The following is a 15,075-nucleotide window of genomic DNA, read 5'->3' on the forward strand; positions in this document are numbered from 1 at the left end:
TTTTATTCGGAAGGATGTCATGAACTAATGAAAAAAGTAATTCCATTATTATTGCTAACATCTCTAAGTTTTCCTGTAGTGGCAAGCGCTCAGACGTCCACTACACCAGAAGCCGTATTAGAATCTGTCGATATGGTTTGGATTATGATCGCTGCTTTTCTTGTCTTTTTCATGCACGCAGGATTTGCCATGGTCGAGGCAGGATTCACTCGATCTAAAAACGCATTAAACATCTTAATGAAAAACTTTATGACGATGTCAATCGCTGCTATTCTCTATTTTATAGTTGGATACGGCATTATGTTTGGTACCTCTGGGGGAGGTTTTATAGGTCTAGATGGATTTATGCTTAGCGGTCACGAAGACCAAGTTGGTTTCTTTGTCTTCCAGGCTGTTTTCGCTGCTACATGTGCTACGATCATCTCAGGTGCTGTAGCTGAACGAATTAAATTAAGCTCTTACTTAATGATTACTGTTGCCATGACGGCTTTTATCTACCCAGTCGTTGGTCACTGGGTATGGGGAGGCGGATGGTTGGCTGAGTTAGGTTTCGTAGACTTTGCTGGTTCAACCGTTGTTCACTTAACAGGTGCTCTAGGCGCCATTGTAGCTGTCATGTTCTTAGGACCGCGTTTAGGGAAATACAGTGGTGGTAAGGTCAATGTTATTCAAGGTCACAACATTCCGATCGGTGCGCTAGGTGTATTCATTCTTTGGTTTGGCTGGTTCGGATTTAACGGCGGTAGTACGCTGGCTGCTGACCCTTCAGCAATTCCGGGCGTAGTAGCAACTACCCTTTTATCTGCCTCAGCAGGGGTTGTGGGTTCCGGAATGTATTCCCAATTAAAGTACAAGCGTATTGATGCTTCACTTACATTGAATGGGGCTTTAGCTGGTCTTGTTGGTATTACAGCCGGTACAGGAGACTTATCACCAATTGGAGCCATCATTACTGGTTTAATTGCAGGGGTAATTCTTGTAGAAGGTGTTCAATTGCTAGACCGTAAGCTTCATATCGATGATCCAGTCGGAGCAATAGCTGTACACGGAATTTGTGGTGTATGGGGTACACTAGCAGTAGGTTTCTTCGCCCTAGAAGGTGGTTTATTCTACGGGGGAGGGTTTGAACTTCTTTCTATTCAAGCGATTGGAATTCTGGCTGTTATGGCATGGACCATGGGAACTTCTGCGCTTGTCATCTTTGTTCTTAAATCCGCTTTCGGTATCCGCGTTTCTCGTGAAGAAGAAATCTCTGGATTGGATTTTGCTGAGCATGGTTCAAGTGCTTACGAGTCTTCTAAGAGTATCTTCAATGAGAATCCAAATGTTACGGACGTAGGAAAAGATTTTGGTGTCGGCTTGCTAAATAGACTCGATAGTTTAGAAAATAAAAAAGTAAAAACTAAAGAACGTACAGCTCAATAAATCGCCATTAAAAAACCACCTCAAGCTGAGGTGGTTTTTCTTTTCTCTTCAATCATGTATTTTATTTTAAGAAAAGTAATCGAAAATACCTTCATTTCATGAGAAGCTTTAAGCTTCCCTTTTGAAACCTCTTTTACGTAAAAATGTTCACGCAATGGCAGCCGAATTGTCCAGTTTCCGAGCGTTAGATAAATGCCTTCATCGCCTTTACCACCTTTTCTTCTTTCGCTCGTTAAAATTAATCCATGTTCTCTATCATGTAGAAAACGCAGCACACCCGTCATTAATCCTAACGGCAACGGTAAAGCTATATTCATGTAACGTTCTCCCTCTTTATTATGAGAAGAGTAAAGAGCCGTGAAAATGGGATCTCCTGTCAGTTCATTTTTTCTTATCCAGGCCCGTACATCTTCCCTTCCATCTTGATCATCATGAATCGAGACAATTTCTCCAGCCATGGATACTTCACCTGATGGAGGAACATTAATTTGCCCCATTCTCATCGTCCAATGATTGATGAGAGAGGATAACCTCCGAAAACCCTTTTGCCAATGCACGTGAGCGCTTAAAGAAAATTGATCCGTGCGTTCATAAAAACGCTTTATCGTTGAGCTTACCTCTGCTGGATCAAAGTTCTCGGAACGATAAGCATGAAGGTGATCTAACAGTCCACCTTCATAAAGATGACGAGCAGCCCACCCTTTTTTGTAAATGGCAGCATTGCCAACGTGACCCTTTGTTCGAAGTTTAGATATAGGAAAGCTTGTATAAATATAGCCTCTCTCCGGTTTAATATCCCTCCATGCTAGGACAGAGAATAACGAGAATCCAAAAGCATTCATAATTCCGTGCCAGCGAACCATATCACCTATTCCTAGCCAGTAAGCCTCCACCATCATTCCAAAGCTATATAACATGGATAAACTCATCGTTATGATGAGTAATAACGCAGATAAGCGTATCGCAATCTTAGCCAACATGTTAAATTCTGCTGAGCACCATAACCACCATACAGCTAACCACATTAGAAAACTAACGTAAATTATAACCATTAGCGTTTCTATGGGAGGCCCTTGATTAAGACCAAAGGCAACGAGCACGGGGCCAGCGGCTATTCCGCATGCAAGTACAGTATAAGGTATACCTGCAGGCTTCCTCTTATAGGAAACAAGCCAGCGGCCAAACAGTCCAGTAACAATAGGCAGCACAAAAGCAGCATAATGAAAGTGCACAGCTGTAAGTTGAACAATCGTTTCAGAATAAGGCAAGTAACGACTCATTCCACCGCTAGAGAGAACAAGCCATCCTCCACCGACTGAAATATAAATTAACCCAAGGTCAATAACTGTTTCCTGAACAGGGTTCCAACCTCTTCCCAGCAAACGCATGAACCCACCGATAGCTATTAATATGGTGAAAAATAACCATAAAATTGCCCACGCTCCTGCCTCTTGTCCAACAGGCAACGCGACAGACAGCATCCCCGCTCCAGCAAAAGGCAGCGACGTAACCATGACATTATTAATCCAGTGTTCAGCACGATTGTTCTCATTCCCCCGCACCACTTCTTCTAACAATAAAGGAACGAGAATTAGAAAAGAAAAAGATAAAGCTATATCTATTAAACTCATATCGAATAGAACAACCCAAGCAATCAATACAATTGTGCCGGCTAACGATAATAGTGTTCCAGATTTTTTCATGAAGCATTTCTCCTAACTGTCACTTCTTGAGAGGAAATCATATGTTATGCTAGAAATATTATACACACTGTAGATCCTATTTTTAAATAAAACCTCAATGTAAGGAGTGTCGTCTATTCTATGAGGTGGGACAAATTGATCGGAAAAGATCGCGCAGAGAAAAATGTGGAAGAATCGAATCGTTCCCTGTCTGTAAATGAGAAGGTAGAGGAATGGATCCACTTATACAGCCATGATTTAAAATGGCTTGCCTATTCTTATGTAAAAGACCATGCGATGGCTGAAGATATAACTCAAGAAGCATTTATTAAAGCCTATCAAAAATATATAACCTTCAAACAACAATCCAGCGAAAAGACTTGGCTCTATAAAATTACCATTAATTTATGTAAGGATCACTTAAAAAGCTCTTACATAAAGAGAGTATTGAAAAAAGGGGCGGAAGCCTTCCAGAGCATCCCATCCCAAACCGAGACTCCAGAGCAACACACGCTGAATAAAAGCGAAGACGAGGAACTCTTAGAACACATCTTAACGCTGGAAGATAAATATAGAGAAGTCATTGTTCTCTATTATTTCGAAGAATTTGATGTGAAGGAACTTGCTGAAGTGTTAAATGTCAGCCCTAACACTGTAAAGACAAGACTACGAAGAGGCCGTCAGCTTTTACAGGAGCAACTCGCTTCAGAAGGGAGCACTATAAATGAATGAACTCATGGATCGTCGTTTGAAAAAGATGAACCATAAAGTCAAATATAATAAAGTGCCTATGGATCAACACGATGCAAGCGCACTCATCGTTAAAGTTAGAAACCATACTCATCAACCATCTCGAAAGTGGATAAAATACATTTTCCCTGTCCCTGCTGTCGCAGTGGTGGCTTTTATGTTTTTACAAATCAACTATCAGCCATCCAATTCTTCAGAACAGGAAATTTCATTTTTGACACAACGTTCTTTGAATACGGAGATGAAGTCACAACAATTCATAATCAACGACGAAGCTCAGCAGAACATCGAACAAGCGAGTAACACTGAGAACAGCCAGAGTTCCACTATGGTTCGTCACACCTATATTATTTACAATGACAATATGTATGTGCAAACAGATGAGCAAGTTGATGAATCGGCTCTTGAAGAACCGATTGGCCATGTTAAACCTGAAACGCCCGCTGAACAGCAGCGAGGGGCATCGGTTACATCAGAAGAAAAAATCTTTAGCGTTAAAGGCACAGACCCCAATGACCTGATCGCCATCAAAAGCCGGCGGAACAAAGGGATTGGTTCAACCGCGGTCAGCCAGCACGGTTACTTTATCTTTGAAAAAGAAGAAGCACTGCCAATGGCCCAATAACGTGTAAACCCGCATTCTTAAATGAATGCGGGTTTTTAATCCAAGTGATTCATATACTCTTTTAAGCGATCCAATGATTGATAAATGTCATCTTTAATACGAGGATTATAAAATACAGCTGCAGGATGGTAGAGCGGAAAGATCGCATAGCGCTTCTCCGACCATCCGTAATCCTCCCCTTGCACTTCTAAAATTGGGCTTTCAATAACTTTTCCCAATACATCGGTAATCTTATACCCTTTTCCCAGCAGTCTCTCTAAAGCTACACCACCTAACGCAATAATTAACTTCGGTGCGATTTCATTCAATTGATAATCTAATATCGGGGCGTGCGCCCAAATTTCTTTTTTATTAGGTTTACGATTCGCTTTTCTACTACCGCCCGACCCCTTCTTAGTTGTTTTGACCCATTTATAAGGGCGGCTTCTTACAGCACTCGTAATATAAACCTCTTCTCTTTTAATCCCAATATATTCGAATTGCTTGTCTAATTCATCACCCGCTCGCCCAATAAAAGGAACACCCTTCACCGCTTCGTGTTCTCCAGGAGCTTCTCCCACAATCACAATTTCAGCGTCTGAGCTGCCCCCTCCGAGCACAAAACCTTCCACATCACAATCTTTTATATTCTTATTCGCTTTTTCGATTATCTGTTCAGGTATTCGCATAACTTATACCTCCAAACCTTTTCATAGAAGTGGTTTACCCTTTCCTCCTCTTGTTCACACCCTGTTTAAAGAGAGCAATAATGTTTTCAACCCAATCGATTAGAGGTATGATTTGGTAATAATAAAAGAAAAAGGAGATTCATCGGTCCATGAAAAAATTAGCTTCTTCTCTTGTACGATCTTATAAGGTAATCCTTGTGTTCTGGATAATCGCCATTCTTAGCCTAGGATACTTTGCTTTACAGCTCCCTTCTTTATTAGAAGGTGATGGGTTTCGAACAGACGGCGAATACGAAAAAGTTCAGGATATCCTAGAAGAAGATTTTGGTTTTCCAGACTCTACATTGCTGCTTTTATTTGAAAAAGACCAACAAACGCAGGCAGAGTTTGAAGAGACGATTGAATCTACCCTTCAGGAGGTTGAAGTTTTAGACTTAAATGCCACCATTCAGCATCCATTAGAGGATAACTCCTTCATAAATGAAACGTATGCCTATGCCTCGCTTCATTTTGAAGAACCGTTTGATACGAGCAAAGTAACTCGTTCGATTGAATCCGTTATTGAGGGAAACAACATTATACTCACTGGCGAACCTGTCATATCGGATGACATTAATAAAGCAAGCCAAAACGATTTAAAACGGGCAGAACTGATCGGAGTTCCAGTTGCACTTGTCATTCTAATTTTAGCTTTTGGAACCGTGATCGCCTCTTTATTACCTTTGGTAATTGGCGGTATTACCATTATTATAGGGTTTGGAATTTTAGCTATAATTGGCCAGCAAATGGATCTGTCTATTTTCATCCTAAATATTGCACCTATGATCGGTCTAGCTCTTAGTATCGATTTTGCTCTGCTGTTTATCAATCGCTATCGTGAAGAAATGGATAAAAGCAGCAAATCAGAAGCCTTGATCACAACGATTACAACCGCAGGACGCTCTATTTTGTTTTCAGCAATATGCGTATTCATCGGGTTGGGTGCTATGAGTGTCATTCGTGTAGACATCTTTACTAATATCGCAGTGGGAGGAACCGTTGTCATTGTCATAGCTGTGCTCAGTTCACTCACGCTGCTTCCTGCGCTTTTATATGTAGCAGGTGATTCATTAAACAGATGGAGAATAGTTCCAAATCCAAAAGATGTGAGAGGTCGATGGAGGGCATTTGCCAAGAGCGTTATGAAGCGGCCCATTCTAATTGCCTTAACCGCGCTCGTGCTGTTATCGATAGGAATTTTGCCTATCTCTAATATGAATCTCACCATTCCAACCATCAGCTCGTTACCTGAGAGCTATGAATCACGAGCCGCTTATGAAACGATTGACGAGGAGTTTATGGGGGATAGCGAAAGCACATTATACGCTGTAGCGGAACGTGAAAACGGTTGGGAAGATGAAGAGGGATTAGAAGAGTTGAAAACGCTGGAAAATGAATTAAGCCAGCCTGACATTGTGAGTTCGGTCGATACGATTTACACAACAACGGACGTGGATAACTCAAGTGATTTTTCTGCTGCTTTAGATAATGACCAAATGAGTGAACAGCTCCAACCCGCCTTGGAACAGTTTATTAAAGACGAGCAGCTCTTGATCCCCATTCAATTATCAGTAGCCGCCAACTCTTCTGAAGCCCAAGAGCTTCTATCTAACTGGGCGGAACGCAATTGGGAACAGCACCTCCAATTCGGAGGGCAGCCAAAGTTTAACGAGGAAATTTATACTGAAATCTATGAAAAAATCGGTCTCACATTGCTGATCATCTTACTATCAACTTTTATTATTTTAACGATCGCCTTCCGGTCCATTATTATCCCTCTTAAGGCCATCATCATGAATGTACTTGGTTTAGCTTCCACATTCGGTGTGATTGTTTGGTTGTTCCAAGGTGGACATTTCGGGTTAGAAGCTGCCGATGTAGCTCTCATTTTGCCTGTGATCGTATTTAGCTTAGTATTTGGCCTGAGCATGGACTATGAAGTTTTTCTCATTTCAAGAATTCACGAATTTTACTTACAAACCGGCGATAATACGAAAGCCACCATCGAAGGACTTGCTAGTACGAGTAAAATCATTACTTCTGCTGCGTTAATTATGATTGTAATCACCGGAGCCTTCGCCTTTACTGGAGTTGTCCCCGTCAAACAAATCGGCATCGGAATTGCTATTGCTATCTTAATTGATGCGACCATCATCCGCCTATTATTAGTTCCTAGTTTAATGAAACTGTTAGGAGATTGGAATTGGTGGCTTCCATTTTCAAAACGCCGTTCATGATAAATACATGCTGGGACAAAACTGAATAAAGCATAAAATAATCCGAACGATTTTAAAGAAATCGTTCGGATTATTTATGTTATAGCGAATTCCCCCTCGCTCCGTCAAAATACTTCGCTTTACTTGGGCGCGACCTCAGCTTATAGCGTGTAAAGTTTTTTCGATAAAAGAGATCATTGAAAAAAAAGCAGGGACAAGCCATTCCCTAATGAAATCAGCGATGTCAGCAGGGCATCTATTATACGATGTCTGTCCAAGCTTTTTCGACAGCCTGAAGCGTTTGCCTTAGTAGCAGACGCTTTTTGTTACCTCATTTGAAAAACAAAGTACGTCGTTACAAAATATCCGACTATAATAAGAACCGACGGAAGAATATAACTCCATGCAGGCTGGCTCTTTCTTCTAGAAATACTGTAAATGATGAGAAGAATAAAAAGTATAGACACCCCACCAGTGATTAAATTCGAGGGGCTTGACTCTGAAAGTAAGCCGCCACGAAGATAGATTAAATCTGTAATCGCAAGCACCATAATATTAAACGCATTACTTCCTAATAATGAACTGATCCCTAAGTTAAATCGTCTAAGCTTTAAAGCTGTCCCTACACTTACCGCATCAGGAAGCGACGTACTGATGGCAACTAAGAATGCCCCTACAAACGACGTACCTAACCCTGTGATCGTGGCAATCCGCTCAGCTGTTATAGTCAGGACACTACCGATAATCATAATCCCTACTGCTGCCATGACAAAGTAGGTCATCACTTGCTTGTAAGTGTACTCTTTATAACGCTTAACTTCTCTTTTAATTTTTCTTCCTTTGTATTCTGTTCTGTCATTGATCCACTTAGACCCTATAAAATATAGCATGATAACTGCAATCGTAGAATAACTAATATGAAAAATATGAGTCGGAAGGGTTAATGATAATCCGACAAGAATAATTAACGTCATGAAAATAACTAACCAACCATACAATTTACTTTCCACGGTAGCATGCGTCATAATTTGATGACGTCGATACACGATATCAAATATAGCCAGACCCATTATATTAAATAAATTACTGCCGATTAAATTACCGACCGCTAAATCAGGAGCGTCAATAACCACGGCGGTTACACTGGAGGTTAACTCAGGCAGCGAAATCGCTATTCCAATAAGAATTCCCATAAACGATGAAGAGGCTCGCGTTTTTTCTTTAACTGCATCCCCAAACATCGTTAAGCGTGAAGCTACAAAAAAAGTAGCCACAGCTGCAGATATGAATAATACAAAAACTAAAACATCTCCCATGACATAATCTCCTCAAATCTAGTCTTCCTATCTTGGATATCGTAATGTTTCCCCAAATCACCACCAACAAAACTAAATAAAAAAAGCTGACCGAATGGCCAGCTTTTTTATCATGTTACTTTTTCAGTCGTATGTTCCTTAATTAAATCAGCGGTTAACTGGCCTGATAAAGTTACCATTGGAACGCCTCCGCCTGGGTGAGTAGAGCCGCCGACAAAGTAAAGGTTTTCGAAGACCTGACTCTTTGAAGGAATCTTAAAGCCTCCATTTGTCTTTTTATCAGCCGCAATTCCATAAATGGAACCCCCGTTTGGTCCATATAAACTCTCTAGATCTTCAGGGGTGAAACGATATTCGAACTCAATCGAATCTCTAACCCCTTCCATCCCCATACGCTCCAGCTTACTAAGGACGGTTTCACGATATTGATCCCAATCGATTGGCTTTCGCTTTCCGTTTTTGAGAGGAGGCACATGAGTCAGTACAAAGAGGTTATCTTTGCCTGCAGGAGCCTGAGTCTCATCGGAACGAGCTGAAATTCCAATATAAATGGTCGGGTCTTCTGCAGGAACACCCTTATCGAAAATTTCTTTGAATTCTTTTTCAGGATCATCAGAGAAAAAGAAATTGTGGTGTTGAAGCTGTTCAAATTTCTTATCGGTTCCAAGTAAAAGCACGAGACCGGATACGGTAGGCTGAAATTTCTTCTCTAGTGACTTCGTTTCCTTTTTCACTTTTGAAGACTTAGGTGCCAGACGACGATACGAAGGAATTGCTTCTAAGTTGGATACGACTACGTCAGCCGTATGAATTTCTCCATCTTCTGTTTCTACTCCGACCACTTCTTCATTCTCTACAATCAATTGCTGAACAGGAGTATTAAGATGAACATCCACACGTAATTCTTCCATCAGCTTGCGCATACCTTCAGCTATTTGGTACATCCCGCCTTTTACATAGTAAATCCCTAACCCAAGCTGAACGTAAGCCAGTTGATTCAGGATCGCTGGGGCAGAGTACGGGTTAGAACCTACATACATCACAAAGTAATTGAACAGTTGCTCTAAATATTTATTATCAAAATGTTTATGAGTAGATTTCGCAATCGTACTCATCGGATCCATTTTGAATAAATCACTTAGCTTGTGGTGACTCTTTAAGTCTTGCAAATCTTGAATACTATATTTATAGAAGCTCTTCATGCAAAGCTCATACATGTCTTGACTGTAAGATAGAAAATCGGTTAATTTTCGGTTCGGTCGTTCAGTAACCTTGGCCATCTCATCAAGCATCGTAGGTAAGTCACTCGTAACGTCCAGCTGTGTTCCATCTTCAAAAAAGGTACGCCATTGCGGCTCTACCCGTTCTACTGTTACGTAATCATCTAAACGGCGGTGCACACTTTCAAATAGCTGTTCCAGTACCCAGGGCATCGTTAAGATTGAAGGACCCGTATCGAAGGTGAACCCTTTTCCTTCTCTGCGATTTAACTTTCCTCCAAGGTTACTATTTTTCTCAAGAACCTTTACGTCATATCCATCAGCTGTCAGCCTAATCGCAGCTGACATCCCACCTAAACCTGCTCCTACTACAATTGCTTGACGTTTCCCCAAACCTTCCACCTCCAAAATTAATAAACAAACGGAATTAAACGATATCGACCTTCACACCATTCTCGATACTGCTTCCCATGTGCATCTATTAACATAGCTTCTTCAATCCGGATTCTATGTAGCAATGTAAGTGCTACCCATCCTCCCCCAACTACGGCGGTCCAAACATTTCCTACACCTAAGCAAAAACCAACCACTATAAATAACAATCCAGTGTACAAAGGATGTCTTAATCTTTGATACGGGCCTGAACTTACAAGCCGGTCGCCTTCTCTAACGGAGACGTCCCTTGTAAACTGTTCACGTAAATGAAGAATTCCATAATACCGAAGAAAAACCCCGTATCCATACAAGACAAGACCTGCCCACCATAGAATTTGTTGATGGATCACACCGATTTCAGTTTCTCTCATCATCAACGTGCCAACTATCGTCACACCGACGGCAAGTAAAATATAGGGGAATGATTTTCGCTCTAGCTTTCCTTCGTCAGTGGAAGACATTCGGTTGCGGAACAGTGCAAATTCCACAAGCCAAATCATCGTTATACCTAAAAACACAATTTCAAATACCGTCATCCGTCCACCCCGATCTGAAATCTACTAAAGCCATCCCCCCCCATTCTACCTATAGCTGCTACACTTAAATATTCCCCTATGTTTCCAGCCCTAAACGGCGCTCAGCACACTTATAGGTTGTAAGAGATTTTTCATTTGCGTATCATGAGTAGAAAAGTAGTTTGATGAGGAGAACCTATGAACACAATTTATTGGATATTTATCATTAGCGTCGTTTTAAGCACATTTTGGATTATTTTCAGAAAGCTAACAAAAACAAGCTATGTTGTCATCGTTATTATAGGTGTACTTTATGCGATTCTTCTCGCTTTTTCCCTTCTCGATGGGGTATGAAAAGAGACCACTAACCAATTTTCTTATAGACCGTCTCTTTTATTTTGTTTATTTACTGCTTCTCGAATATGATAGAGTTCTGCATACATAGCTGTAGCAAATACAGTGAGAATGCTAAGAAACATAGACAGAATGAATACAACTCCGCCTTGATCAAAGCCATAAACGGCACTAAATCCGATGATCGCTCCTATCGTGACTCCTATCCCAAGAAAAATTAAAATCTTTTGTAATGTTACAGAATAAGCCATCCAAATCACCTCTCTACAATTAACGTCTATTACAGGTATACCCAATTAAAAGAGAAAGCACACATAGGATTTTCACGTAAAACGGGATCAACGAATGGACACGGTTGGATCTGTACGGAACAGAATAGCTGCGTTTTTTTGAAATGCCAGCGAAAATCAAAAAACAGGCGCAAAAACCCAAAAAAGCAGGGAGCCCTATGGCTATCCTGCTTTTTCAGTATCTCGCTTCTTAAATTCTTTTTTCAGTACCTTACCTGTGAGTTGCTTCATTAGCAGCTCTTCAAGTCAGTGAGGAAAAGCCAGTGTACTATCCCAGACAGATCCATTAGAGGGTTCACCCTAAGGATTAAATTTCACACGCGTATGTGTCAATGCTCCCTCTTAAACGTTGGGCTTCTTTGTAAGTGCAGCGGTTATGGATCACTTGCAAACCTGCGTCGCTGGCAATCTTTGCTGCTTCTGGGGCAATAACGCCTTCCTGCAGCCAGAAGACCTCAGGTTTTACCTTAGCAGCTTCTTTAGCAATTTCAACTGCTGCTTCTGGACTTCTGAAAATTTGAGCGACATCCACCTTAAACGGGATTGAGCTCAAGTCAGGATACGCTTTTTCGCCTAGGACTTCATCTTCACGCGGGTTAACAGGGATGATTTGATAGCCCAGCCGCTGCATTTTGCGAGCCAGACGGTGACTAGGTCTTGAAGGTTTCCCGCTTAACCCTACAACCGCAAGGCGCTTCGGACGGGTGACTTCTTTGCCGTCTTCTTCTTCTTTCACTTGCGGGGAACTTAGTGCCCACTTAATAACTCCTTCGTCATTTTCTGTAATCGTTGAAGCGACCTCACGTCCTGTCGCTTTACCGATCGCACGATTTAAATCATTAATTAAATCTTTTGCTGATTCTAAACCAACAGATAAACGAATTAACTCCTCCGTAACACCACTCGCCGCTAAATCTTCTACAGATAGCTGCTGGTGTGTCGTGGAAGCAGGGTGGATAATTAGGGATTTCGCATCTCCTACGTTCGCAACGTGTGACCATAGAGAAATGTTATTAATAACTTGACGTCCAGCTTCTCGACCGCCTTTAATACCAAAGTTGACGATGGAGCCGTAACCTACTTCCAGATATTTTTTAGCTAAGTCATGGGCAGGGTGGTCGCTTAGTCCAGGATAGGAAACCCATTCCACGTCAGGATGGCCTTTTAAATATTGAGCTAGTTCAAGCGCATTATCATTATGACGTTCAACTCTTAAATGCAGCGTTTCAAGGCCTTGGAGAAGCTGGAAAGCGTTTTGTGGACTTAGGCATGCTCCTAAATCTCTAAGTAACTGAACGCGCAGCTTTGTGCTAAATGCAAGCGTTCCGAAGTCTGCTGCATAGCGGATGCCATTATAGCTTTCATCAGGCTCTGTAAATACCGGGAACTTCCCGTTACTCCAATCAAAGCGCCCTCCGTCTACGACAACACCGCCGATCGTCGTCCCATGTCCGCCGATCCATTTTGTTGCTGAGTGAACAACAATGTCTGCTCCCCAATCAATAGGCTTGCAAGAATATGGTGTAGCAAACGTGTTATCTACGATTAACGGCACATCATTTTCATGAGCAACTTCAGCTACTTTTTCAAAATCCAGCACGTGAAGGCTTGGGTTTCCGACCGTTTCCGCAAATACAGCTTTCGTTTTATCGGTAATCGCTTTACGGAAATTCTCTGGATCTTCTGGATCAACAAATACCACTTTAATGCCGTATCTTGGCAAAGTATTAGCAAATAAATTATAAGTGCCACCGTACAAGTTTGCTGCTGCCACAATTTCGTCCCCTGAACCCGCAAGGTTTAAAATCGCTAAGGAAATTGCAGACATTCCGGAAGCTGTAGCTACAGAAGCCACTCCATTTTCAAGTAGAGCCATTCTCTTTTCAAAAACATCTACCGTCGGATTCATAATTCGTGAATAGATGTTACCTGGCTCATCTAATGCAAATAAACTTTGAGCATGGTCGGTATCGTGGAACACGTAAGATGTCGTTTGATAAATAGGAACAGCTCTTGAACCTGTGGTGGGATCTGGTGATTGACCTCCGTGCAGAGCTACTGTATCTAAATCATAGCTTTCAAATGAGTTTGTCATTGTTACTTCCTCCTTGAAATTTTCTTTTTAGAAATTGCAAAAACCCCTCTTCGATAAGAAGAGGGGTTATAAATTCAGGTCCTCCTCTTATCTCTCAGATCCATGATCTGTAGGAATTGGCACCTTTTCAAACCGATGTTTGAAGGTTGCCGGGCTTCGCAGGGCCTAGTCCCTCTGCCGCTCTTGATAAGAGTGTGTATTTAGTTAACTTGGTTATGTTAATGAATTATAAGCACTACACAAAGGAAAGTCAATAATTTTTCGAATATTTATTTAATTGACTCGCGAATAGCTTGTTGAAATTGAGCAGCAATATCTTCTGCTTCTTCAATTCCAATTGACAATCGGATTGTATAATCAGAAATTCCTAATCTTTCTTGCTCTTCCCCCGTCAACGCCCGGTGAGATGTGCGGATTGGATAAGAAACTGTGGTTTCTACTCCTGCCAATGTAGGGGCTAGTTTGATCCAGCCCAGCGATTTAAAAAAGGCTTCAAAATCGACTTGCTCAGCTAATTCAATCGTAATAATCGCTCCATTGCCTCGCTCAGATACATACTCAGGATAATAAACACGTGCCACCCCTTGATCTTCTTTCAACACATGAGCGACGTGCTTCGCATTTTGAGACTGCTGCTTCATACGCAAAGCAAGTGTTTTGGACCCACGCTGAGTCAGCCAAGCTTCAAATGGACTCAGACTCGTTCCTAATCCAATAATTCTTTGCTTAGCTTTTGCAATTAGATCTCTGTGCCCTACCACTATGCCTGACGTTACATCACTGTGCCCGCCTATATATTTCGTAGCACTGTGAGCTACTAAATCTACACCTTGCGTGTAAGGCTGTAGTAAATATGGTGTAGCGAATGTATTGTCCACCATCGTTTTTAAATCATGCTCTTTGGCGATTTCTACGAGGAGCTCGATATCTTCCACGCGTAAGAAAGGATTCGTAATAGATTCCGTATAAAGCAGTTTCGTATTCGGCTTAATGGCTGATCGTATAGCCTCGGGATCTGCAAAAGAAACCATCGTAAATTCAATGCCAAAACTTGCCAGCTGCTTCGTAATCAATTGATGTGTACCACCGTAGATGTCTTCAGCTGTCACAATATGATCACCAGCTTCAGCTATGGAAAGGATTCCAGCCATGATTGCCGAAATTCCAGAAGAAGCGGCAGCTCCTGCCTCTGCTTCTTCGAGGTTGGCCACAGCTTGTCCTAATTCATCGGTGTTCGGATTATTTTCTCTTGTATATAAATAAGGGGTGTCCCCAGAATAGTAGCTTTCTAAGTGCTCCAAATCACGAAATGTAAAAGCTGACGTCTGATAAATCGGTGTCGCTTTACTGTTCAATGCGGTGTTTTGATTCAATTTATTATGTACAACACGTGTACTAAATAATTGATTCGCCATATGATCCATCTCCTTCACTGGGTTCTTCAC

General features: G+C 41.5%; 13 protein-coding genes and 1 riboswitch. Of the genes, 5 read left to right on the top strand and 8 right to left on the bottom strand.

The annotated features are described in order from the left end of the window. Positions 1–27 precede the first annotated feature (27 nt). Positions 28–1,425, top strand: coding sequence for an ammonium transporter (locus IEV27_RS18160; RefSeq protein WP_188378939.1), 1,398 nt, complete (start codon positions 28–30; stop codon positions 1,423–1,425). Positions 1,426–1,445: 20 nt separating this feature from the next. Here IEV27_RS18160 and IEV27_RS18165 read toward each other — a convergent pair whose 3' ends face one another. Beyond that, the gene (locus tag IEV27_RS18165) at positions 1,446–3,128 is read right to left on the bottom strand and encodes a YndJ family protein (protein ID WP_188378940.1); all 1,683 of its coding nucleotides are present in this window, start codon (positions 3,126–3,128) and stop codon (positions 1,446–1,448) included. A 120-nt stretch (positions 3,129–3,248) separates the two neighbouring features. On the opposite strand from IEV27_RS18165, the gene IEV27_RS18170 reads away from it, so the two are divergent. Together IEV27_RS18170 and IEV27_RS18175 are read left to right on the top strand one after the other, a co-directional pair. Continuing rightward, complete coding sequence (locus tag IEV27_RS18170; protein WP_188378941.1) at positions 3,249–3,839, top strand: sigma-70 family RNA polymerase sigma factor; 591 nt, start codon at positions 3,249–3,251, stop codon at positions 3,837–3,839. Further along, positions 3,832–4,482, top strand: a complete 651-nt coding sequence (locus IEV27_RS18175) for a hypothetical protein (protein WP_188378942.1) — start codon at positions 3,832–3,834, stop codon at positions 4,480–4,482. Before IEV27_RS18170 ends, IEV27_RS18175 begins: the two co-directional genes overlap by 8 nt. Positions 4,483–4,517: 35 nt before the next feature. Here the strand turns inward: IEV27_RS18175 and IEV27_RS18180 are convergent, their stop codons facing one another. Continuing rightward, positions 4,518–5,150, bottom strand: coding sequence for a uracil-DNA glycosylase (locus tag IEV27_RS18180; RefSeq protein WP_188378943.1), 633 nt, complete (start codon positions 5,148–5,150; stop codon positions 4,518–4,520). 149 nt (positions 5,151–5,299) lie between these two features. Here IEV27_RS18180 and IEV27_RS18185 point away from each other — a divergent pair, with 149 nt between their 5' ends. Continuing rightward, a complete protein-coding gene (locus IEV27_RS18185; protein WP_188378944.1) occupies positions 5,300–7,426 on the top strand; it encodes an MMPL family transporter in 2,127 nt (708 codons plus the stop codon). 305 nt (positions 7,427–7,731) lie between these two features. Here the strand turns inward: IEV27_RS18185 and IEV27_RS18190 are convergent, their stop codons facing one another. From IEV27_RS18190 to IEV27_RS18200, 3 genes are all read right to left on the bottom strand, one after another. Next, positions 7,732–8,721 (bottom strand): sodium:calcium antiporter, encoded by a 990-nt coding sequence (locus IEV27_RS18190; protein ID WP_188378945.1) that lies wholly within the window; start codon positions 8,719–8,721, stop codon positions 7,732–7,734. Between the two features lie 110 nt (positions 8,722–8,831). Beyond that, positions 8,832–10,334 (bottom strand): phytoene desaturase family protein, encoded by a 1,503-nt coding sequence (locus IEV27_RS18195; RefSeq protein ID WP_188378946.1) that lies wholly within the window; start codon positions 10,332–10,334, stop codon positions 8,832–8,834. 17 nt (positions 10,335–10,351) lie between these two features. Continuing rightward, positions 10,352–10,912, bottom strand: coding sequence for a methyltransferase family protein (locus IEV27_RS18200; protein ID WP_188378947.1), 561 nt, complete (start codon positions 10,910–10,912; stop codon positions 10,352–10,354). Positions 10,913–11,089: 177 nt separating this feature from the next. Between IEV27_RS18200 and IEV27_RS18205 the strand changes: the two genes are divergently transcribed. Continuing rightward, positions 11,090–11,245, top strand: a complete 156-nt coding sequence (locus IEV27_RS18205) for a hypothetical protein (RefSeq protein ID WP_188378948.1) — start codon at positions 11,090–11,092, stop codon at positions 11,243–11,245. Positions 11,246–11,268: 23 nt separating this feature from the next. Here the strand turns inward: IEV27_RS18205 and IEV27_RS18210 are convergent, their stop codons facing one another. The 3 genes from IEV27_RS18210 to IEV27_RS18220 all read right to left on the bottom strand — a co-directional run bounded on the left by IEV27_RS18210 (position 11,269) and on the right by IEV27_RS18220 (position 15,045). Beyond that, positions 11,269–11,496, bottom strand: coding sequence for a hypothetical protein (locus IEV27_RS18210; protein WP_188378949.1), 228 nt, complete (start codon positions 11,494–11,496; stop codon positions 11,269–11,271). Positions 11,497–11,842: 346 nt separating this feature from the next. Then, entirely contained in the window at positions 11,843–13,630 is a 1,788-nt protein-coding gene (locus tag IEV27_RS18215; protein ID WP_188378950.1) for a PLP-dependent aspartate aminotransferase family protein, read from the bottom strand. Positions 13,631–13,714: 84 nt separating this feature from the next. Beyond that, a riboswitch (SAM riboswitch) is annotated at positions 13,715–13,823 on the bottom strand. A gap of 76 nt (positions 13,824–13,899) precedes the next feature. Beyond that, positions 13,900–15,045 carry a trans-sulfuration enzyme family protein gene (locus IEV27_RS18220; RefSeq protein ID WP_188378951.1) on the bottom strand — a complete coding sequence of 382 codons (1,146 nt, stop codon included), beginning with the start codon at positions 15,043–15,045 and terminating at the stop codon, positions 13,900–13,902. Between the last annotated feature and the right edge of the window lie 30 nt (positions 15,046–15,075).

This window comes from Halobacillus andaensis (assembly GCF_014636475.1).
Taxonomy (GTDB): domain Bacteria; phylum Bacillota; class Bacilli; order Bacillales; family Halobacillaceae; genus Halobacillus_A; species Halobacillus_A andaensis.

Coding starts and splice junctions, on each gene's coding strand:
- IEV27_RS18200 (WP_188378947.1), bottom strand. CDS start 10,912: ATGACGGTATTTGAAATTGTGTTTTTAGGTATAACGATGATTTGGCTT.
- IEV27_RS18205 (WP_188378948.1), top strand. CDS start 11,090: ATGAACACAATTTATTGGATATTTATCATTAGCGTCGTTTTAAGCACA.
- IEV27_RS18190 (WP_188378945.1), bottom strand. CDS start 8,721: ATGGGAGATGTTTTAGTTTTTGTATTATTCATATCTGCAGCTGTGGCT.
- IEV27_RS18175 (WP_188378942.1), top strand. CDS start 3,832: ATGAATGAACTCATGGATCGTCGTTTGAAAAAGATGAACCATAAAGTC.
- IEV27_RS18165 (WP_188378940.1), bottom strand. CDS start 3,128: ATGAAAAAATCTGGAACACTATTATCGTTAGCCGGCACAATTGTATTG.
- IEV27_RS18185 (WP_188378944.1), top strand. CDS start 5,300: ATGAAAAAATTAGCTTCTTCTCTTGTACGATCTTATAAGGTAATCCTT.
- IEV27_RS18220 (WP_188378951.1), bottom strand. CDS start 15,045: ATGGCGAATCAATTATTTAGTACACGTGTTGTACATAATAAATTGAAT.
- IEV27_RS18180 (WP_188378943.1), bottom strand. CDS start 5,150: ATGCGAATACCTGAACAGATAATCGAAAAAGCGAATAAGAATATAAAA.
- IEV27_RS18160 (WP_188378939.1), top strand. CDS start 28: ATGAAAAAAGTAATTCCATTATTATTGCTAACATCTCTAAGTTTTCCT.
- IEV27_RS18210 (WP_188378949.1), bottom strand. CDS start 11,496: ATGGCTTATTCTGTAACATTACAAAAGATTTTAATTTTTCTTGGGATA.
- IEV27_RS18170 (WP_188378941.1), top strand. CDS start 3,249: ATGAGGTGGGACAAATTGATCGGAAAAGATCGCGCAGAGAAAAATGTG.
- IEV27_RS18215 (WP_188378950.1), bottom strand. CDS start 13,630: ATGACAAACTCATTTGAAAGCTATGATTTAGATACAGTAGCTCTGCAC.